This is a genomic window from bacterium (assembly GCA_040754625.1).
GTDB lineage: Bacteria > JACRDZ01 > JAQUKH01 > JAQUKH01 > JAQUKH01 > JAQUKH01.
The window spans coordinates 1-21357 of record JBFMCF010000078.1; the positions used below are offsets into that span (position 1 = coordinate 1).

Consider the following 21357-nt stretch of genomic DNA (forward strand, 5'->3'; position numbering starts at 1 on the left):
CAGGATAAACTGTTCATAGCTTGTAAGTTGTTTCACGAAAGCTCCTCCTTTTTCCAAAGATTTCTCTCTGGAGGAGCTTTTCGTCTTCTTCGGGCTATATATTAAAGGATTTCAACAGAACCAAAAGTAAAAAGTAAAGGGAAGGGCACTGCAATAGTTGCGGTGCCCTTATTTATCCGTCCACTTCAGCATTATTAAACTTAATAAACCGAATAATATATTCGCCCCCCATGCTGAAAGCATGGGGCTTAATACATCGCTTCTCCCCAGCGCCTTAAATAAAGCGATAATTCCCCAGTAAATAAAACCAAAAAGAAGGCTCAAACCGACCGATAAAATAAATGTTCCTTTACGGCCGGTTTTTAAGGCGAACGGTATTCCCAGAAGAACAATAAAAAAACATGTAAATGGATATGAAATCTTTGTGTATAATTCTATTATTTCTTTTTTAAATTCAAGCCCGCTGTTTTTCATTTTGCGGACATAATCCCTGAGGTTGTAAAAAGACATTTCCATAGGGTCTTTCTGTTTTCTGACGAAATCCGCCGGTGTTTCCGTTATGGATACTTTTTGCAGTTTAAAAGATTTCGCCCTTTCCCGCCCGTCGAATGTCCTTAAAAAACCGTTTTCCAGTATCCAGTGTTTCCCGAGCCATTTTGCGGAAAGCGCGTCATAACGTTTTATCAGCCCGTAGTTTTTGTCAAATTCGTATATAGTAAGCCCGTTAATTACACCGCGGTCAGGGTCTATTAATTTAATAAAATACATTTTTCCTGATTCATCGTAGTATGAAACATTTTGCTTTATTTCATTTATTATATAAGTTCTTTTATAGATTTTCTGGTTTTTTATTTCTTTGAAATTAGCGTTGGAAACAGGGACTATTGTTTCATTAAAGATAAGCGCGCCGGCACTTAGCAGTAAACTGAAAAACAGGATAGGTGAAATTGCGCGGATGGTGCTTATGCCGCTTACTTTGAATATTACAAGTTCGTTTTGCCGGCTTAGCCTGGAAAATGCAAGCTGTACGGCTATCAGGCAGATAATCGGCAGTATTTCAATAATAATTTTAGGCAGTTCATAAATAAAGAAACTCACGGCAATTTTAAAAGGGACTTTATTGTCTATCAAAATATCGATATTTTCAAAAAGCTCAGCGGTCAGGTAAATAAGCACTCCTGCCAGGAAGGTATAACATAACGGTTTAAGATATTCACGTATTAAATAGCGGTCAATGGTTTTCATAATGCGTTTACCCCATTAGAGAAAGCCACCGATTTCAATCGGTGGTTAACCGATTCCGAGCTGACGGTGGTAAATGCCACCGTCAGCTTATACCCGTTAGAGGCTGAAAGTCTCTAACGGGGTTTACTTTTTCAGGAATTCAAATGGATTTTTCTCATATATTGTAATAAAAAATAAAATAACAGCGATTATTCCTATAATTATATTGGCCGACCACATGGCTAAAAACGGGCTGATTTTTTCCCTGTCGCCAAGGGTCTCACCGCCGATTAAAAAAAGGTAATATATAAAGCTTAAAAAAATACTTGTAAAAATTCCAATCGCGCGCCCGCTTTTTTTTGCCATTGTGCCGAGGGGAAAACCGATTATTGTAAAGATTGTACAGGCAAAAGCGATAGCGGATTTTTTATAATATTCCACCCATAAATAACCTGTTTTTAATTTTAATTCCCCGGCTTTTTTTGCCTCTTCTTTTAGTTCTCTCATGTTCATTTCCCTGTCGCCTTTTCGGATATCCATAGCCTGCCCGAGCACCTGGTTAATGTCGATGTTAATATTATAGGTTTCAAAATCGATTTTATGGTATTTTGCCATATTTTTTTCATCACAATCATGAGCGGTCCCATTATAAAGTTTCATCATTACCCTTCTTTCAGCGGGGTTGGAGATTAATTCGGCTTCCTTCGCGATAATGGTCTGCCGGGGTTTGTCAGGTTCAAATTTTTGTATAAATACGTTATACAGCCTTGATTTTTTTTCATCCATGCTGCCAATGTAAATCAGCAGTCCGTCGAAATCATCTATAAAGACCTTTTCTTTCATGACTACTTCCGCCTTTTTTTGTATGATTGAATAATATAAGTTTTTAAACGCGAAATTCGATTTTGGCAGGGTGTTATTATTAAACCAGAACATGAATAAACTAAAAAATATTGATATGACAATAATAGGCATGAATAACCTGATGAGGTTAATTCCGCCTGTTTTAATAGCTGTAATTTCATTTTCAGATGAAAGCCGCCCCAGGGACATCAGGACGGACACTAAAACAGAAATAGGTATCGTAATGGCAAGAAATGAAGGCAGAATGTATAAAAGAAGGCGGCCTATTGTTTTTGCCTGTATCCCTTTGGTGATAAAAAGTTCTGTTAAATCGAAAATTTTGCCGGAAAGCAAAAGAAAAGTTATTACAAAAAGGCTCAGAAAAAACGGCGAAACAAGTTCTTTTATAAAATAACGGGTTAATGTTTTCACCCGGCCCTTCCTCCTATAGTTATTATTAATCTAATTATTTACCCTAATCCTTCCTTTAGTTGTTAGGAAGAGCTGGGTTAAAATTCTGATTCTGGCGGAAACCCCTCTTTTTCCTGCGGCGGCACAGGACGGCCGTGCATAGGGTTTGGAACCGGTTGAACAGGCGGAATTACAGGAGGTTCCTCAGGTATGGGAGGAGGTTCTTCGTAAACCTGCGGTTCATTGATTTCCTGGTATGGAATAGGAGGCGGTTCCTGATAATTCGGGGCGGTTCCCTGTTCCTCTTTCAAGCTTATTTTATACTCAATATCCGTTTGATTTATTAAAGCCAGGGTAATATCTGTCTGGGTTATATTTTTAACCAGGAATTTATCTTCGATTTTTTCTCCCTTGCTTGTTACATATAAATTGTCGCCTTTTGATAAAAATACGCTGGTTTTTCCTTTATTTTCGCTGAAACCGATAAACTGGAATTTTTTTAATTCGTCCTCTAAAGGATTACGTTTTGGAACAGGCGGGGGGGGCGGGGCGGGAATAACGGGAGGCGGAGGTATATATTTTACTGGCGGGATTATTATAGATTTAAAGATATTCTTGGTATTTTCGGGATATTTGATTTTAGGCTTGTTTAATTCATTTAATTTCAATTCCGGAATATCGAAATCCGCGTGCCTGGTTTCCTTAAATAAAACATTTTTATCCATGGGTTTATATTTTAAGGGGACATGCATCTGTTTCGGCTTCATTATGGTTAACCGCAGCAACAGCGTTATTAAAAACAATGACAACACCAAAAACATTAAATTCTTTTTTCCCGGCATTATATTCATCGTTATTAATTTATCATAAAAATATTTATAAAGCAATATTAAACCATAAAATTGTCCACCTTGAAAATATTTTTTTATTGCAAAAAACTGCAAGATACGATATAGTTTCTTAAAAATGGGGTAAAGGGAGAGTTGGTTTTATATAAATGTATAAATTGAAAATTTATGACACAACTTTAAGAGACGGTTCACAGGGGGAGGGAGTTTCCTTTTCCCTGGAAGATAAACTCCGGATTGTAAAAAAACTGGATGAATTAGGTGTTCACTATATTGAATGCGGATGGCCCGGTTCAAATCCCAAAGATGAATTTTTCTTTCAGGAGGTAAAAAAACTCAGGCTTTTGCAGGCAAAAGTTTCCGCGTTTGGAAGTACCCGCAAACCCGGCAGCAAAGTAAATGAGGATTCAAATACCCATGCGCTGCTTTCAGCCGGTACGGAAGTCATTACAATATTCGGCAAGTCATGGGATTTTCATGTTAAAAAGGCATTAGAGACAACACTCGGAGAAAACCTCAGGATGATTTCCGACACAGTCTGTTTTTTGAAATCGAAAAAGAGAGAGGTAATTTACGATGCCGAGCATTTTTTTGACGGTTATAAAGCGAACAGGGATTATGCCCTGAAAACACTGGAAAAGGCCTATGAAGCCGGCTCCGATTGCTTATGTTTATGCGATACAAATGGCGGAACTTTGCCGTGGGAAATTGAAGAAATTGCGGGAACCGTCAAAACCCGTTTTCCAAAAATCAGTCTGGGAATTCACACGCATAATGATAATGACCTGGCTGTTGCAAATTCCCTGGTCGCGGTTAAATGCGGTGTAAATATGGTACAGGGAACAATTAACGGTTATGGCGAACGGTGCGGCAACGCGAATCTTTGTTCCATCATCCCCAACCTGCAATTAAAATTAAAAATCAACTGTTTAGCTGAACGCAGATTGCAAATGCTTACCGAGGTTTCCAGGTTTGTGAGTGAACTTGCGAATTTACCGCACCGTGAAAACCAGCCTTATGTAGGGAAATCAGCTTTTACGCATAAGGGCGGCGTGCACATAAGCGCTGTGAGAAAACACGGGGCCACCTATGAACATATTGACCCTGTTCTTGTGGGAAACGCGCGCAGGATTTTAGTTTCGGAACTTTCCGGCCAAAGTACGATTTTAAGCAAGGCGGAAAAATTCGGCCTTGATTTTACAAAGAACGACCCCCATGTAAAGGAAATTTTGAAAAGTGTAAAAAAACTGGAACAGATGGGGTATCAGTTTGAAGGCGCTGAAGGGTCATTTGAACTTTTGGTGAAAAAGGCAATGGGTAAGCATAGAAAGTTTTTTGATTTGGAGAGTTTTCGGGTCCTTGTTGAAAAACGCGGTTCTAAAGATATCCTTTCCGAGGCTGTCATCAGGATGGAGGTTGACGGCGAACGCAAGTATGCAGTGGCTGAAGGTGATGGCCCTGTGAATGCGCTGGATAACGCCTTGCGTGAAATCCTGAAGGATTTTTATCCGCAGCTAAAGGACATGAAATTAATCGATTATAAGGTGCGGGTCTTAAATGAAGGTGTGGGGACTGTGGCAAAAGTGAGAGTTTTAATCGAATCCGCTGACCATGAAGATACATGGGGGACAGTCGGAGTATCTGAAAACATCATTGAGGCGAGCTGGCAGGCCCTTGTCGACAGTATCGAATATAAACTGCTTAAAGATGCGAAAAAATAAAGGATAAAAATGGAAACACCTGAGTTAATCCTTAAGGATAAAAACGATATTTCAGAAGGTAAAAAAGAAATATCTAAAGTTTATGACCCGAAGCTTGTAGAGGAAAAATGGTATTCATTCTGGATGGAGAAAAATTATTTTCACGCGGAAGCTGAAAGCGGCAGAAAGAGTTATAGTATTGTTATCCCGCCGCCGAATGTGACAGGGTCGCTCCATGTCGGCCACGCGCTGAATAATACGTTGCAGGATATTCTCGTGCGCTGGAAACGAATGCAGGGGTTTAACGTTCTCTGGATGCCGGGCGTGGACCACGCGGGCATTGCCACCCAGAATGTTGTTGAGCGCCAGCTTAAGGAAGAAAAAACAAGCCGCCATGAACTCGGGCGTGAAAAATTTATCAGCCGGGTATGGAAATGGAAAGAAAGGTCCGGCGGAATAATTATTTCTCAATTGAAACGGCTGGGTGCGTCATGTGACTGGGAGAGAGAGCGGTTCACGATGGACGAGGGTTTGTCAAAGGCGGTCAGGGAAGTTTTTGTCCGCCTCTATAATGAAAGTCTTATCTATCGAGGCAATTATATAATCAACTGGTGCCCGAGATGCCATACTGCGTTATCGGATATCGAAGTGGAATATCAACCGGCAAAGGGTAAGTTGTATTATATCAAGTATCCAATTACAGAGGGTCAAAGGTCAGGGGGCAAGGCCCAGGGGCAGGAAAAAACTAATTTTTTGATCGTTGCGACTACACGTCCTGAAACAATGCTCGGGGACACGGCTGTGGCAGTAAATCCAGATGATGAACGTTATAAACATCTTATCGGAAAGACAGTTATCCTGCCTCTGGTTAATAAAGAAATTCCTATTGTGGCGGATGGCTATGTTGATTCCTCTTTTGGGACCGGTGTGGTTAAGATAACGCCCGCCCATGATTTAAATGATTTTGAGGTCGCGAAAAGACATAATCTTCCCATGTTGAAAATCATGGATGAAAAAGGGCGTATTAATGAAAACGCGCCTGATTATAAAGGATTAGACAGGTTTGAGTGCCGTAAAAAGATTATTGACGATCTAACCGCCGGTGGATTAATGGCGGAAATTAAAGATTATGAAAACGCGGTTGGACATTGCTACAGGTGCCATACGGTTATTGAGCCTTATCTTTCTCTCCAGTGGTTTGTTAAAATGAAGCCTCTGGCTGGACCCGCGGTAAAAGCGGTGGAAGAGGGTAAAGTAAGGTTTGTGCCGGAGACGTGGAACGCCACATATTTTTCGTGGATGAACAATATAAGGGATTGGTGTATTTCCCGCCAGATATGGTGGGGGCATCGGATACCGGTGTGGTATTGTAAAAAGTGCGCCGGTAGGGGCGAATCCATGTATTCGCCCAACGGATCACGGAACACGGAACACGAATCACGAAAAGGGATTATTGTCTCAATCGATACCCCAAAAAGATGCCCTGTCTGCGGCTCAAATGATTTATATCAGGACGAAGATGTTTTAGACACCTGGTTCAGTTCAGCATTGTGGCCGTTTTCAACTTTAGGCTGGCCGGAGAAGACACCCGAATTGAAAACTTTCTATCCTACATCGTGCCTTGTCACGAGTTTCGATATCTTGTTTTTCTGGGTCGCGCGTATGATTATGATGGGGCTGAAATTCAACAAAAAAGTGCCTTTCAGGGATGTTTATCTTCACGCGCTTGTCCGGGACGCGCAGGGCCAGAAGATGAGCAAGTCCCGCGGTAATGTTATAGACCCTTTGATTGTGATGGATAAATTCGGGACTGACGCTTTGAGGTTTACTCTCGCGGCTTTCGCGGCACAGGGCAGGGATATTGTAATGTCCGAGGAGCGGATAGCGGGATACCGGAATTTCGCGAATAAAATCTGGAACGCTTCAAGGTTTGTGATAATGAATTTGTCAAGTTTCAGTTCTTTGAAGATTGTGCCCTGGGAACTTGATTTCGACCTCGCTGATTTCTGGGTAAGAAGCAGACTCCAGCAGGCGGTGAAAAATGTTACCGCTGCCCTCGATGATTATAGATTTAATGAAGCCGCCCATACAATTTATAATTTTATTTGGCACGAGTATTGTGACTGGTACCTGGAGTTTGCGAAAGACCGTTTATTAAACGGAGATGAGAAACAAAAATTGACGGTCCAGTATGTTCTTATTTCCACGCTGGAAACAAGTCTTCGTCTTTTACATCCCTTTATGCCTTTTATAAGCGAAGAGATATGGCAGAACCTGCCTTATTTTATGGAAAGAAAAGAAAGTATCATGATTTCAGGCTGGCCTGAGTTTGACAAAGAAGTTATTTTTATTGAGAAGGAAAAAGAGATGAATATGCTTATGGATATCGTGACTGCCGTCAGGAATATCCGTTCGGAAATGAACATAGAACCGGGAAAAGAGATTGATATAGTTATAAAACCCAAAACCAAAAAAGAACTGGAATTTTTTGACAGTGTCAGGAATTATATACAAAGGCTTGCAAAAGGAAAAGATTTAAGTATTGATTTAAAGGCTGAAAAACCGGAAAATTCAGTTTCAGTGTTAGCAGGTAAGACAGAGATATTTGTTCCGTTAGCCGGCCTGATTGATATCCGGAAAGAGACAACGCGTTTAAAAAAAGAAATTGAATCGGTTGAAAACGATATAAAACGTATTTTATCTGCGCTGGAGAACAAAAATTTCACAGAACGCGCGCCAAAAGACATTGTCCAGAAAGAAAGAGATAAAATAATACTGCTGAAAGAAAAACTTGAAAAATTAAAACGGCATTTGGAAGCAATTCAATAAAATTTACCTGTAATTGCAAAAAACAAGCGGCAGGGAAAAATTTATTGTTTTTAGATGAGCAATGACCGCCTGCAGGTCGTCTTTTTTAGCGCCTGTCACCCTTAATTTTTCGCCCTCGATTTGGGTCTGGATTTTAAGTTTAGTGTCTTTGATAATTTTAACAAGGTCTTTGGCCTTTTCGCGGTCAATGCCGTTTGATATTTCAACTATCTGCCTTAATGTCCCTTCAAACGCTTTTTCGGGAGTTTTGAAATTCAAAAATTTGGGGGAGATGCCGCGTTTTATCATTTTACTATTCAGTATATCTGTTAATGAACGTAATTTAAAATCATCGTCCGCTATCAAAGTCATTTTTTTTTCTTCCCTGTTAAAAGCAATGGACGATTTACTGCCCTTAAAATCATACCGCGTAGCCAGTTCCTTCTGCGCCTGGTTTACTGCGTTGTCCGCTTCCTGCATATTTATTTCAGAAACAATATCAAACGAAAAGTTAGCCATAATTATTTTAATTATACTCCATTTTATTTTCAAAATCATTAAAAAATATTCATTAAATTTTAAAATTAGTATATAATAATCCAAAATAATACTTTATAATGAATTGATAAATAATAACTCATGGGCGATTTAGAAGGAGTAAATTCTTATGGCAAAACAAAAGATAGATTTGTCTGATGTGACTGCAGTGATCCCGATTGCCGGCATGGGAACCAGGTTGAAACCGCATACACACACCCTTCCCAAGGTTTTATTAAGAGTGGCCGACAAGCCTATACTGGGCCATGTCCTTGATAGTGTAAAAAAGACGGGGATAAAGAAAATTATCCTGGTTGTCGGGCAGATGAGAGAACAAATATTTAAATATATTGAAAAAAATTATAAGCCGCTTGATATAGAATATGTGCCCCAAAATGAATTAAAAGGACTGGGGCATGCTGTTTATCTTACAAGAAGCAAAGTCAAAGGCCCTGTTTTTATTCTATTGGGAGACACAATTCTTGATATAAATTTTCAAAAAGCTTTTTCACGCAAAAGAAGCTGGATCGGGGTTAAAGAAGTAAAAGATCCGAGAAGGTTCGGTGTGGTTGAGGTCAAAGACGGGTATATATCCAATTTACTTGAAAAACCCGAAAATCCTCCTACAAACCTGGCTATTGTCGGGGCTTATTTCCTGGAAAACAGTAAACTTCTTTTTAAATGCCTTAGAGAAAACATTAATAACCATAAAATAACACGGGGAGAGATTCAACTAACGGACGCTTTACAATTAATGCTTAAAGAAGGAGAAAAATTTTACGCGGAAGAAATTGACGGCTGGTATGACTGCGGGAAACCGGAAACACTGTTAAACACCAACAGGTTTTTACTGGATAAATATCATAATAAATTAAAAATTATTGAAGGTTCAACCGTTTGTTCGCCTGTTTACATATCACCGAGCGCAAAGATTATTAATTCTGTCATAGGGCCTTATGTCTCTGTAGGAGACGAAGCTGCCCTGGAAAACGTAGTCATTCAAAACAGTATTGTGAATAAAAAGGCAAAAGTCAGCAATATCGTTTTATCATCTTCTCTTATCGGTTATAAAGCAGTGTTTAACGGATTAACACATCACATTAACCTGGGGGACTCTTCAGTAGTAAATTTAAGCGGTATTGATGAAGAAAACAAATTTTAAAAGGGAGAAAAAATCTTTTTAACAAGAACGTATTTATTTTATAGGATAATAAAATTATTTATACGTTATTTCCCGATGAAATTTAATTACGCGGCCGCGAATATATTATCGGATATATTTTATATCTTTCCGACCGATATAAAAAAAAATGTTTGTTATAATCTTAGTAAAATCTATGAACTTAAAAGGGAAAAAGCTGAGATTAAAGAAAAGGGCAGGCAGGTTTTTTGTAATTTTGGGAGATATTTAATTGATTTGGTCTCTCTGGATACATTACAAAAAGAAGAAATAAATAAATTATTTTTAGAAATAGACGGCATTGAGTATTTAGATGCCGTGAAAAATAGAGGGGCAATATTCGTTACCCTCCACATGGGTAATTGGGAATTAGGCGGGGCCTTTTTAACTCACAGAGGATATAGTTTTACGGCAATTTATGAAAGGCATGAAGACAGGAAGGTATCTGAGTTTTTCAATAATATAAGATTAAAACATAAATTTGGGATTATTGACCGCAGGGACATTAGAGGCATAATTTCGGCGATCAAGGACAAAAAAAACATAGCTATTTTAGGTGATTTCAGTTATGACAGCCAGACAATTCCCGTTAATTTCCTGGGTGAAAGTTACAATTTCCCCGCGGGGGCAGCAGTTTTAGCCCTAAAATTTGATATTCCGATTATTCCTTTAGTTTGTGTCAAAAACGTTTCAGGACATAAAATTTTGGTATCGCCTTTGATGGAAATAGAAAGGACCGGACATTTACAGGAAGATATCAGATTAAATGCCCGGAAACTGGCAAAGGTCCTGGAAGGTTTTGTCCTGAAATTTCCTGAACAGTGGTTTGTATTCAAAAAAATAGGTTCTGAGTGAAAAGTCGGAGGGAAAACAGTGTTATGTTATAATATTATGCAAAAATTTTAACTTTTGCATTTTAAATTTTTAATTACAGTGGAGAACAAATGTATCTTGGTATCGATGTCGGTTCAGTCAGCGTGGATTTTGCGGTTTTGGATAAAAACGCTAAATTAGTAGCCAGTTCATATCTTCGGACCAAAGGCCGGCCTATTGATGTGATTAAAAATGGAATGGAAGATTTAGCCTGCAAAATCGGCAAAAATATTAATATTGAAGCATGCGGGGCCACGGGAAGCGGCAGGATGCTGGCAGGAGTGTTGGTGGGCGCGGATTGTGTGGTTAATGAAATAACATCTCACGCAGTTGCCGCGATTCATATAAATCCGGATGTTAACACGGTTTTGGAAATCGGCGGCCAGGATTCTAAAATAATTATTATCAGGGACCGGGTTCCTGTTGATTTTGCCATGAATACGGTTTGCGCGGCCGGAACAGGTTCTTTTTTGGACCACCAGGCAGAAAGGTTAAAAATCCCTATTGAGGAATTTGGAAAATTGGCATTAAAGGCCGACCTTAATGTTAAAATTGCAGGCAGGTGCACGGTCTTTGCCGAATCCGATATGATACATAAACAGCAATTGGGATATTCACATGAGAATATTATTGCCGGATTATGCCGGGCGCTGGTGCGGAACTATTTGAATAACTTGGTAAAAGGCAGGGAGATCCTCGCACCTGTTATTTTCCAGGGCGGAGTTGCTGCCAATCAGGGGATAAAAAAGGTTTTTGAAGAAGAACTTAAATTACCGGTTCTTGTCCCTGAAGAACATAAGATTATGGGCGCGATTGGAGTTGCTTTACTTGCAAAAGAGAGAAAAAAACAAGGCCATAGATCGAAATTTAAAGGATTTTATCTGAATAAAAGAGAGTTTGAAACATCCTGTTTTGAATGCCAGGATTGTGTTAACCACTGTGAAGTTGTTGTTATGAAAGAGATGGGTGAGTTAATTGCCTCGTGGGGCAGCCGCTGCGGGAAAAAGATTTGCAGGAATAAACAAATGAGTGATGTTGCAGCGGGTAAATTATAATTTGACTTTTTTGGAAAAATTTACCAAACTAAGTTTAAATAGGAAATAATCATGTCTGTTTTAAATATAAAAATATACGGTGATAAAATTCTCCGGGAAAAAGCGGAAGAAGTAAAAAGAATCAATAAAGAAATAAATCTTCTTATTGAGGACATGGTGTCCACAATGTATCTGTCAAAAGGGGTGGGCCTTGCCGCAAATCAGGTTGGGGTGTTAAAAAGAATAATTGTTATTGATGTAACAGGAGGAAAAAGCGGAGGGAAAGACCTTATAACCCTTGTGAATCCCGTAATAACCGAAAAAGAAGGATTAATGGAAGATGACGAGGGATGTCTCAGCCTTCCTGGTATCACGGCAAATATAAAACGGTTTGCCAGGGTTACAGCCGCTGGTTTAGATGTCAAAGGCAACCCTGTAAAAATAATTGCTTCAGATTTACTTTCAAGAGCCCTCCAGCATGAAATAGACCATCTTGACGGGATATTGTTCGTTGACCGTTTGTCCTTTACCCAAAAAATCCTTCTTCAAAAGAAATTAAAAGAACTTAAAAAACATAAATAATAGAGGTAAGATATGCGTATCGCTTTTATGGGGACCCCGGATTTTGCAGTTCCTTCCTTGAGAATGTTGATCGAGGGAGAAGAAAATATAGTCTGTGTTATAACAAGGCCTGACAGGAAAAAAGGCAGGGGAATGAAACTGGAAGCATCGCCTGTTAAACAACTGGCGCTGGAAAACCGGTTACATATTTTACAGCCGGAATCCGCGGGGTACCTCGATTTTATACAGGAATTAAAAGATTTAAGGCCGGATATTATTATTGTAACCGCTTACGGCCAGATTTTGAATAAGGAATTTTTATCCATACCAAAACAAGGCTGTATTAATGTTCACGCCTCTCTTTTGCCGAAATTCAGGGGCAGTGCGCCGGTACAGCGGGCTATCCTTGAAGGTGAAAAGAGCACGGGGGTAACAATCCAGTATGTTTCTGAAAAACTGGATTCAGGGGACATTATTATTCAAAAAGAGACAAAAATTTCCCCTTCGGAAAATTTTATATCATTATATAAACGTTTATCTGATTTAGGCGCTTGTGCATTAAAAGAAGCGGTTTATTTGATAAAGACTAAAACTGCAAGACCAGTGGCCCAGGATGAAAAATCAGCGACTTACGCCCGGAAGATTACAAAACAAGACGGGTTGATTGACTGGGATGACAGCGTGCTAAGGATTAATAATAAAATACGGGCGTTAAATCCGTGGCCTGGTGTATACACTTTTTTCGCCGGTTTAATGGTTAAGATAATCAGCGCGGAATTTGTCTTTGATGGAAATAAGAAAATACGCGGGGAAATAATTGAAGTCAATAAAGACAGGATTGGTGTTTGCTGTGCCGATGGTATTATTTATATTAAGGAGATACAGCCTGAAGCAAGAAAGATTATGACTGCGCGTGAATTTATTTCGGGTTATAGACTAAAAACGGGAATGAAGTTTGACAAAGAGCAGATATTTTAATATAATCACTATTTTAGGTATTTTCACAAAATGGCAAATCAATATGAAGTTAATATACATTGGGGAAAATTATTTTTTGCCTTTACAGGTATTATTATATTTTCTATTATCCTCGGTTTTTTTATCGCGGGAATTTTAGTCAGCCACCGTAATAAGGTCGAAATACCCGATGTGACAGGCAGGAGTATTGTTGATGCCCTGGAAGAATTAAACCCGAAAAAATTAAATCTGCAGATTGCCGAAAAAACCTTTGATAGTATAATCCCGCCTGATTATATTATTTCACAATATCCTGTGCCGGGAGAAGAGGTAAAGGAAGGCAGGATTATAAGGGTAGTGGTCAGCCGTGGTATAATGCAGACAAAAGTTCCAAATGTGGAAAATATAACTTTGAGAGAGGCGCAGGGTATTTTAAAAAGGGAAGGATGGGTTGTCGGGCGGATTGCTTTTGTGTCCTCCTTTCATATTGAAGATGGAAAGGTCATTTCCCAGACACCGCAGCCGGATTCGGAACTTTTGCCCGATTCTAAAATTAATTTATTGGTAAGCAGCGGGAAAGAGAAATATTATTTTTTTATGCCGGATTTAATAGGCAGAAATATTGAGGGGGTTAAAAGATTAATAAAGGATTTGGAATTGGTTATCGGAGAGGTAAAAGAAGAAAGGACAAACGATTGGGAAAACGGGACCGTATTGGAACAGAATCCGCAGGCAGGCTATATGGTTTCTTACGGGAACACGGTTGATTTTAAAATTAGTGTCCCGGACGATGTAAAAGACGAAGGCGGGGAAGAAAGGCAGGTTTTAATAATTTATACAGTGCCGGCCGGACTTGTGGACAGGGAAGTCAGGATTAATGTAATTGACGGCAGAGGACTGCACGAGGTATTAAATAAAACAGTGAAACCATCTGAGAAGATTAACCTGGATTTCAAGGTTACAGGTGACGCGAAAATGAATATTTTTCTCGATGGAGAATTGATTGAGGAAAGAGAGCTATAAATATAAAGAAATGTAAATCGTGAAGGACGTAAAGGAGAGAAAAATGTTATTTGACAGTTTTTTAGGATTAGTTTCAAACGATATTGCCATTGATTTAGGCACAGCGAATACAAAGGTATTTTTGAAGGATAAAGGGATTACTCTTTTTGAACCCTCGGTTGTAGCGATTGAGCGTGAAACAAGAAAAGTATTGGCCGTGGGCAGCGAGGCCAAGGAAATGGTTGGAAGAACCCCGGGCAATATCGAGGCCATACGCCCGATGAAAGACGGTGTGATAGCGGATTTTGAGGTTACCGAATTGATGCTTAGGTATTTTATTTCTAAAGTTAACACAAGTAAATCGTGGGTAACTTTGAAACCGAGAATTGTCATAAGTGTCCCTTCAGGTATCACAGAAGTGGAAAAAAGGGCAGTCAGGGATTCTGCGGAACACGCGGGAGCGAGAGAAATTTATTTGATTGAAGAACCAATGGCGGCGGCCATTGGGGCAGGGCTTCCTATTAATGAACCCACAGGAAATATGATTGTGGATATAGGCGGCGGGACGACCGAAGTTGCGGTTATTTCACTGGGAGGGGTTGTATTCAGCCGTTCTGTCCGTGTTGCCGGCGATGAAATGGACAGGGCCATCATTGCCCATGTAAAGAGAAAATACAACCTGCTTATCGGCGAACGGACCGCCGAGAATATAAAAATAAAACTGGGGTCGGCATACCCGTGCGAAAGGAATAATTCAAACATAACCACGATGGAAATAAAAGGCAGGGATTTGATTGCGGGTATACCTAAGACATTTGTAATTACGGAAGAGGAAGTGCGTGAGGCTTTAAATGAGCCTATCATGGCCATGGTTGACGCGGTGCGGGCTTCGCTGGAACGCACACCGCCCGAATTAGCTTCTGATATAGTAGACAGGGGCATAATCCTTGCCGGCGGCGGGGCGCTCCTGCACGGGTTGAATATATTGCTCCGTGAAGAAACGGGACTGCCGGTGAACATTGCGGACGATCCGCTTTCCTGTGTCGTTCTTGGGACGGGGAAAGTTTTATCGGAACTCAATACATTAAGGAAGGTTCTTATTCCATCCAAACAGTCATAAAGATTAAAAAAAATGGATATTACCTATAAACAGTCCAGAGAAAAATTTTTGCCTGTAATTCTTATTTGTATTTCATTTATTATTCTTTTAATCTCGAGCATCGGGGGTTTTTATGGCCGGGACTGCGGCAGCTGGCTGGATCGTTTTTTTGTGCCCGGGAACTGGGTAATTTCTAAAGTCGGGCAGAAAATCAGCACAGGATATGATTTTATTAAAGATTTTAATAATATCTGGGATAAAAACCAGAAATTAAGCAGGGAAAACAGTTTGCTTTTGCAAAGACTTACACGTGCCTCTGAAATTGAGCTGGAAAATGAAAGATTGAATAAACTTTTAGGTTTTTCCGGTACCTTTCCCAAAATTTTACTCCCTGCAAAAGTTATCGGGCAGGATCCCAGTAACTGGTCTCAGTATATTATTATTGATAAAGGCAGTAAACACAATATTTCTATAGATATGGCGGTAATAACCACAGACGGGCTGGCGGGCCGTGTTGCGAAAGTATGGCCGGACATGAGTAAAATCCAGCTGATTATTGACCGGAACAGCGGAGTCGGCGCGATGGTGCAGAGGACACGTGCGAACGGAGTGGTTACAGGTATGATGAAAAACTTGTGTGAATTTAAATATTTTGATGATAAAGAAGACCTCCGGGAAGGAGATATATTAATAACTTCCGGTCTTGGAATGGTTTATCCTAAAGGGATTTTTATAGGGAGAGTCGCAAAAATAGAACAAAAATCCCTGAATTTAAGCCGTTATATCGAAATCGGCCCTTTTGTGAATTTTGCGAAATTGGAGGAAGTATTTGTGCTGAAAAAAAACAAGGATTTGGTGTGGCCGGAGAGAGAAAATGTGAGTCTGGATTTGGAATAAAGGACATTTATGCCGAAATTATTAATGGCCCTGATAGTAATTTTGAGTGTTATCCTTAAGGTTACACTATTCCGTTTGATTGAATTTGGGTCTTATAAACCGGATATCCTTCTGATTATAATTGTATTTTTTTCAATTTATGAAGGTTCATGGACGGGAGCGGTTTTGGGTTTTATCGGCGGCTTGACAGAGGATATTTTAGGCAGCGGATTTTTAGGAATGTTTGCGGTAAATAAAACCCTGATAGGTTTTGCGCTGGGTATTGCCGGGAAGCACGTTTACAAAATAAATATTTATCCTTATGTTTTAGCGGTGCTCGCGGCAAGTTTTTTTCAGGAGTGTTTCATATTTTTTTGGTTAAATATTTTCCAGCCTTATACATCATTTTTCATGTCCAGCCTTAAACATATTATCCTTCCCCTGACAGTTTATAATACCTTGTTGTCTCCCTTGGTTGTTTTTGGGTTAAGAAAGATATTTAAAATAAGATGAGGTAAAAATGCCTTTTATTTCTTTGGAAACTTCAGTCAATCCCAGGATGAAGAAGAAATTGCAGATGGTTATTTTTGTGTTCAGTGCATTTTTTTTGGTCCTGGTTTTTTATCTGGGATACCTGCAGTTGATAAAAGGTAAAACTTTTTTAGAACAGGCCAAGGGTAACCGGGTCCGCATAGCTTATATCAGGTCGCCGAGGGGATTGATTTTGGAACGCAATCATAAAATATTGGCTTCTAATTTTACAGGTTATTCTTTTTATATAACACTCGAAGACACGGGGAATAAGGAAGCAGAACTTAAAAAATATTTAAAAAAGTTTTTCGGTTTTGAAAAGGAAAAATTTGAGATGCTGTATAAAAATAAGTCTGTCCGTCCTTATCAATCACAGTTGTTATTAAAAGATATTTCAAAGAAACAGCTTATAATTTTTGAAGAAAATAAGAATTCTCTTCCCGGTGTAAGTGTGAGGCTCGAACCCCTTCGAAATTATCCGGGCGGGGCCGCCGGGCATATTACCGGTTATATAAGCGAGGTTAATGAATCAAAATTGAAAGACCCCTCCGGTAATTATGTGCCGGGGGATTTAGCCGGGCAGGGCGGGCTGGAACAAACTTATGATAATTATTTACGCGGCGTGAACGGCCGTGAAGAAATCGAAGTGGACGCGTGGGGCAGAAAAAGAAAAGCTCTGGCTTTGGAAGAACCGGTCAAAGGCGCGAATTTAATAACCACCCTGGATTTGGGCCTGCAAAAACTTGCAGAGGACCTTTTAAAAAACAGGAATGGCGCTGTTGTCGCATTAAATCCTTCAAGCGGGGAGGTCCTGGCGCTTGTAAGTTCTCCGGGTTACGACCCTAATATTTTTATCGGCGGCGTAACCCTTCGCGAATGGGAAGGATTGATTAACAACAAAGGCTTGCCGTTATTGAACCGGGCTATTCAGGGACAATATCCTCCAGGTTCCACAATGAAACCTATAGTGGCCCTCAAGGAATTAAATAATAATATTAATAACGGGAAAATTATAAATGAATGTACCGGAGAATTTCAGATTAAAGATAAGACATTCCGCTGCTGGAAAAAAGACGGGCATGGCAAGATTGACCTGGACCACGCCGTGAGGTATTCATGCAATATTTATTTTTACAAACTCGGGCTGAAACTCGGTGTAAAAGAACTGGCTGATTTAATGAAAGAGTTTAATTTTGGAAATGCGACAGGGATTGATATTATTTCAGAGCAAAGAGGGCTTATTTCAGTAAATCCGCCGTGGTTTCCCGGGAATACCGCCCAATTGTCCATCGGGCAGGGATATATTCTCTCGACTCCGCTTCAACTCGCTGTTGCTTATTCGGCGCTTGCGAACGGTGGAATAATATATAAGCCCTTCATGGTGAGCAAGATAATAAGTTATGATAACAAAATATTAAAAGAATTTGCGCCTGTCCGGCTGAAAAAAATTGATTTTTCGCCTGATACCTTTAATCTTGTTAAGTCATATTTATGGAAAGCGGTAAACACGAGCGGCGGGACCGGGTTCCGCGCCCGTATCCCCGGGCTCGATGTCGCGGGCAAGACAGGAACGGCGCAATTGATAGCAAGACCGGTGGATGAAGATGAAGAAAAAAGACTGCCGGCGCATCTTAGGCCGCATTCATGGTTCGCGTGTTTCGCGCCGGTGCAAAATCCCAGGATTTGTTTAATAATTCTGGTGGAACACGGAGGGGAGGGCGGTCTCTCTGCCGCGCCGATAGCCAGGGAATTAATTTCCTATTATCTTAAAGATGAACCGAGGAATTTTGATTTAGAAATTAATATGTAAAAATATTATTTACGGATTATGAAAAAGGGTTATTTTAAAAATTTCGATTTTATATTATTAAGCATAGTTTTGATTTTAATATCTTTCGGATTGCTTAATATTTACAGCGCATCATTTACTTTTAACATCCCGGGAATGCCTTTTTATGTTAAACAATTATACTGGGCGTTTGCGGGACTGATTTTAATAGCGGTTATTTACAGCATGAATTATGAGGTTTTCATTAATTACGCGTATTATTATTATTTGTTTAATATTATTTTGCTGATATTACTTTTGATATTCCGCCTGACAACCAAAGGAAGCAGCAGATGGCTGTCTCTTGGGCCGTTTATGATACAGCCTTCGGAATTCATGAAATTCGCGGTTATTCTTGTATTGTCGCGGTATCTGATGGATAAAGAGGGAAAGCTTAAACGTCTTTCGGATTTAATGATTCCGCTGGGCATAGTTTTAATCCCGTTTTTCCTGGTTTTAAAACAGCCTGATTTAGGCACGGCGCTTGTATTTATACCGGTATTTTTTATTTCCGTATATCTCTGTGATTTGTCATACCAGTATTTATTTTATCTCATAGCCCCGCTTTTGAGCCTTTTGTTGTTTAAATTTAGCCTTTTGTGGTTTTCTTTTATGGTTTTATTGGCTGTAATTATTTATTTAAATAAGCCTTCAAGGGTTGACGGGTGGGCAGTTATTATAACTTCGATTTTTTCAGGGATAGGACAGCCGCTGTTATGGAATTTTTTAAAGGATTACCAGAAAAAACGTATCATGGTATTTTTTAATCCTGAGCTTGACCCGCTGGGAAGCGGGTACAGCGTAATCCAGTCCAGGATAGCAGTAGGGTCCGGGCAGTTTTTAGGCAAGGGCTGGCTTCATGGTTCACAGAACCGCCTGAATTTTATCCCTGAACATCATACTGACTTTATATTTTCCGTTATCGGTGAAGAATGGGGATTCATAGGAGGATTTCTGCTTTTAGTTTTATTTTTTATTTTTATAATAAAAATTTTAAATATTGCGCTGCAGTCCAGAGATAAGTTCGGTACGCTTGTCGCGAGCGGTATTTCTGTGGTATTTGTTTTCCATATTGTTGTAAATATAGGAATGTCGATGGGTGTAGCGCCTGTGGTAGGCGTTCCTTTGCCGTTTTTAAGCTATGGCGGGTCATATCTTATAAATTCTTTAATTATGATAGGTGTGCTGCAAAAAATAAGGGGTGAAGGATAAAAATATGCTAAAATATATAAAATTTATGGGAGTGTTATGAATTTAGAAGAAATATTGGGCAAAGTACAAAAACCGGGGCGGTATATCGGTGAAGAATGGAACATTGTAAAAAAACCGTGGGACGATAAAAAGGTAAAAATTGCGCTTGTTTTTCCCGATTTATATGAGGTAGGGATGTCTCATCTTGGCCTGAAAATACTTTATTCCCTGCTGAATAACAGGGAAGATTGTCTTGCGGAAAGAGTTTATGCGCCAAATATCGATATGGAGAGTATTTTAAGGGAGAAAAGGGTCCCTTTATTCAGCCTGGAATCTAAAAGGGCCCTGCGTGATTTTGATATTATTGGCTTTACTTTACCATATGAATTATGTTATACTAATATTTTGTCTATATTGGATTTATGCGATATCCCTTTTAAAGCTTCGGACAGGAAAAGGGGGGATTACCCTTTAATTATTGCCGGAGGTGTGGGTGCCTTTAATCCTGAACCCCTGGCCCAGTTTTTTGACGCGTTTGTCATCGGCGAGGGAGAAGAAGTTTCTCTGGAGGTAATCGATGTATTTTCCGCGTGGAAAAGAGAAAAGGCGGATAAAGATGTTTTGCTTGAAAATTTGGTAAAGATTCAGGGAATATACGTTCCTTCTTTGTATGAAATAAGCTATTTTGATGACGGCAGGCAGAGAAATATAAAACCAAAAAAAGACGGTGTCCCGTCAAGGATAAGCAAAAGATTTATCAGAAATTTTTCAGAAAGTTTTTTCCCTGAAAAATTTATTGTCCCTTTTATAGAGACCGTCCATGATCGTTTAATGGTTGAGATTTCAAGGGGATGTGTGCACGGCTGCAGGTTTTGCCAGGCGGGAACGCTTTATCGTCCGTTTCGCTCCAGGGACAGCGGCCGGGTTTTAAATTTAGCTGAAGAAGGGATAAAAAATACAGGATATGGCGAGATTTCTCTTTCAAGCCTTTGCCCGGGAGATTACCCTGATTTGGAAGGATTAGTTGACATTTTGACAGCGAGATTTCTCGCTAAAAAAGTTTCCATAAGTCTTCCCTCGCTGCGTTTGGACAATTTCCCTGTTTCAGTGGCCCAAAAGATCCAGGAGGTCAAAAAGACCGGCTTTACATTCGCATTGGAGGCGGGATCACAGCGTTTGCGGGATGCCGTAAATAAACAGGTTACGGAAGAAAATCTTTTGGAAATTGCTGAAAAAGTCACGGCCCTCGGATGGAATTTATTAAAGCTTTATTTCATTATCGGACTGCCGGGGGAAAATGAGCGGGACATCGAAGAGATCGGGCTGATTTTGGATAAAGTATCAAAAATCATGAGGAAGAGAGGTAGGGGAAAAGTTAATGTCAGTTTATCATTCTTTGTCCCGAAACCTCATACAGCTTTCCAGTGGAGTGAACAGCCCGGGATAGATGTTTTAAAAAATAAAATGGACTGCCTGAAAAAACATACCAGGTATCCGCTTAAATTTCACAATCCGGAACAGTCTTTTTTGGAGGCTGTAATCAGCAGGGGTGACCGCAGGATTGGAAATGTGATATTGTCGGCATGGCGAAAAGGCGCAAGATTTGACAGTTGGGATGAACATTTTAACTTTTCCTTATGGATGGATGCTTTTAAAGAAAATAATTTAGATCCCGGGTTTTATGTGAATAGAAAAAGAAGTTATGATGAAGTTTTCCCATGGGACCATATTGATACCGGTGTAAACAAGGAATATCTTATGTCTGAACATAAAAAGTCTAAGGACGCGAAAATTACTCTGGATTGTCTTAAATCGGGATGCAACAATTGCGGGATGGAAGAATATTGCTGACAG

At 39.7% G+C, this 21357-nt stretch carries 18 protein-coding genes; 14 read left to right on the plus strand and 4 right to left on the minus strand.

The window, feature by feature from the left end; all coding sequences use genetic code 11:
* Positions 1-168 precede the first annotated feature (168 nt).
* From lptG to AB1498_06950, 3 genes are all read right to left on the minus strand, one after another.
* Positions 169-1245, minus strand: coding sequence for an LPS export ABC transporter permease LptG (gene lptG, locus AB1498_06940; GenBank protein MEW6088028.1), 1077 nt, complete (start codon positions 1243-1245; stop codon positions 169-171).
* 123 nt (positions 1246-1368) lie between these two features.
* On the minus strand, positions 1369-2499 hold the full coding sequence (locus tag AB1498_06945; protein ID MEW6088029.1) for an LptF/LptG family permease: 1131 nt from the start codon (positions 2497-2499) through the stop codon (positions 1369-1371).
* Positions 2500-2576: 77 nt separating this feature from the next.
* Positions 2577-3320 carry a hypothetical protein gene (locus AB1498_06950; protein ID MEW6088030.1) on the minus strand — a complete coding sequence of 248 codons (744 nt, stop codon included), beginning with the start codon at positions 3318-3320 and terminating at the stop codon, positions 2577-2579.
* Between the two features lie 155 nt (positions 3321-3475).
* Between AB1498_06950 and cimA the strand changes: the two genes are divergently transcribed.
* Together cimA and AB1498_06960 are read left to right on the plus strand one after the other, a co-directional pair.
* On the plus strand, positions 3476-5047 hold the full coding sequence (gene cimA, locus AB1498_06955; protein ID MEW6088031.1) for a citramalate synthase: 1572 nt from the start codon (positions 3476-3478) through the stop codon (positions 5045-5047).
* Positions 5048-5056: 9 nt separating this feature from the next.
* The gene (locus AB1498_06960) at positions 5057-7855 is read left to right on the plus strand and encodes a valine--tRNA ligase (protein ID MEW6088032.1); all 2799 of its coding nucleotides are present in this window, start codon (positions 5057-5059) and stop codon (positions 7853-7855) included.
* A 3-nt stretch (positions 7856-7858) separates the two neighbouring features.
* On the opposite strand, the gene AB1498_06965 is transcribed toward AB1498_06960, so the two are convergent.
* Entirely contained in the window at positions 7859-8392 is a 534-nt protein-coding gene (locus tag AB1498_06965; protein MEW6088033.1) for a YajQ family cyclic di-GMP-binding protein, read from the minus strand.
* 109 nt (positions 8393-8501) lie between these two features.
* Here AB1498_06965 and AB1498_06970 point away from each other — a divergent pair, with 109 nt between their 5' ends.
* The 12 genes from AB1498_06970 to AB1498_07025 all read left to right on the plus strand — a co-directional run bounded on the left by AB1498_06970 (position 8502) and on the right by AB1498_07025 (position 21354).
* The gene (locus AB1498_06970) at positions 8502-9533 is read left to right on the plus strand and encodes a sugar phosphate nucleotidyltransferase (GenBank protein ID MEW6088034.1); all 1032 of its coding nucleotides are present in this window, start codon (positions 8502-8504) and stop codon (positions 9531-9533) included.
* 12 nt (positions 9534-9545) lie between these two features.
* The gene (locus tag AB1498_06975) at positions 9546-10406 is read left to right on the plus strand and encodes a lysophospholipid acyltransferase family protein (protein ID MEW6088035.1); all 861 of its coding nucleotides are present in this window, start codon (positions 9546-9548) and stop codon (positions 10404-10406) included.
* 89 nt (positions 10407-10495) lie between these two features.
* Positions 10496-11479, plus strand: a complete 984-nt coding sequence (locus AB1498_06980) for an acyl-CoA dehydratase activase (GenBank protein ID MEW6088036.1) — start codon at positions 10496-10498, stop codon at positions 11477-11479.
* A 51-nt stretch (positions 11480-11530) separates the two neighbouring features.
* Positions 11531-12040, plus strand: a complete 510-nt coding sequence (def, locus tag AB1498_06985; protein ID MEW6088037.1) for a peptide deformylase — start codon at positions 11531-11533, stop codon at positions 12038-12040.
* A gap of 12 nt (positions 12041-12052) precedes the next feature.
* Entirely contained in the window at positions 12053-12997 is a 945-nt protein-coding gene (gene fmt, locus AB1498_06990) for a methionyl-tRNA formyltransferase (protein ID MEW6088038.1), read from the plus strand.
* A gap of 30 nt (positions 12998-13027) precedes the next feature.
* Complete coding sequence (locus AB1498_06995) at positions 13028-13999, plus strand: PASTA domain-containing protein (protein MEW6088039.1); 972 nt, start codon at positions 13028-13030, stop codon at positions 13997-13999.
* Between the two features lie 43 nt (positions 14000-14042).
* Complete coding sequence (locus AB1498_07000) at positions 14043-15098, plus strand: rod shape-determining protein (GenBank protein ID MEW6088040.1); 1056 nt, start codon at positions 14043-14045, stop codon at positions 15096-15098.
* Between the two features lie 12 nt (positions 15099-15110).
* Positions 15111-15974 carry a rod shape-determining protein MreC gene (gene mreC / locus AB1498_07005; protein ID MEW6088041.1) on the plus strand — a complete coding sequence of 288 codons (864 nt, stop codon included), beginning with the start codon at positions 15111-15113 and terminating at the stop codon, positions 15972-15974.
* Positions 15975-15983: 9 nt separating this feature from the next.
* Positions 15984-16466, plus strand: coding sequence for a rod shape-determining protein MreD (mreD, locus tag AB1498_07010; protein ID MEW6088042.1), 483 nt, complete (start codon positions 15984-15986; stop codon positions 16464-16466).
* A 7-nt stretch (positions 16467-16473) separates the two neighbouring features.
* A complete protein-coding gene (gene mrdA, locus AB1498_07015; protein MEW6088043.1) occupies positions 16474-18294 on the plus strand; it encodes a penicillin-binding protein 2 in 1821 nt (606 codons plus the stop codon).
* Between the two features lie 18 nt (positions 18295-18312).
* Entirely contained in the window at positions 18313-19524 is a 1212-nt protein-coding gene (rodA, locus tag AB1498_07020) for a rod shape-determining protein RodA (protein ID MEW6088044.1), read from the plus strand.
* A gap of 36 nt (positions 19525-19560) precedes the next feature.
* Complete coding sequence (locus AB1498_07025) at positions 19561-21354, plus strand: TIGR03960 family B12-binding radical SAM protein (protein MEW6088045.1); 1794 nt, start codon at positions 19561-19563, stop codon at positions 21352-21354.
* Positions 21355-21357 lie beyond the last annotated feature (3 nt).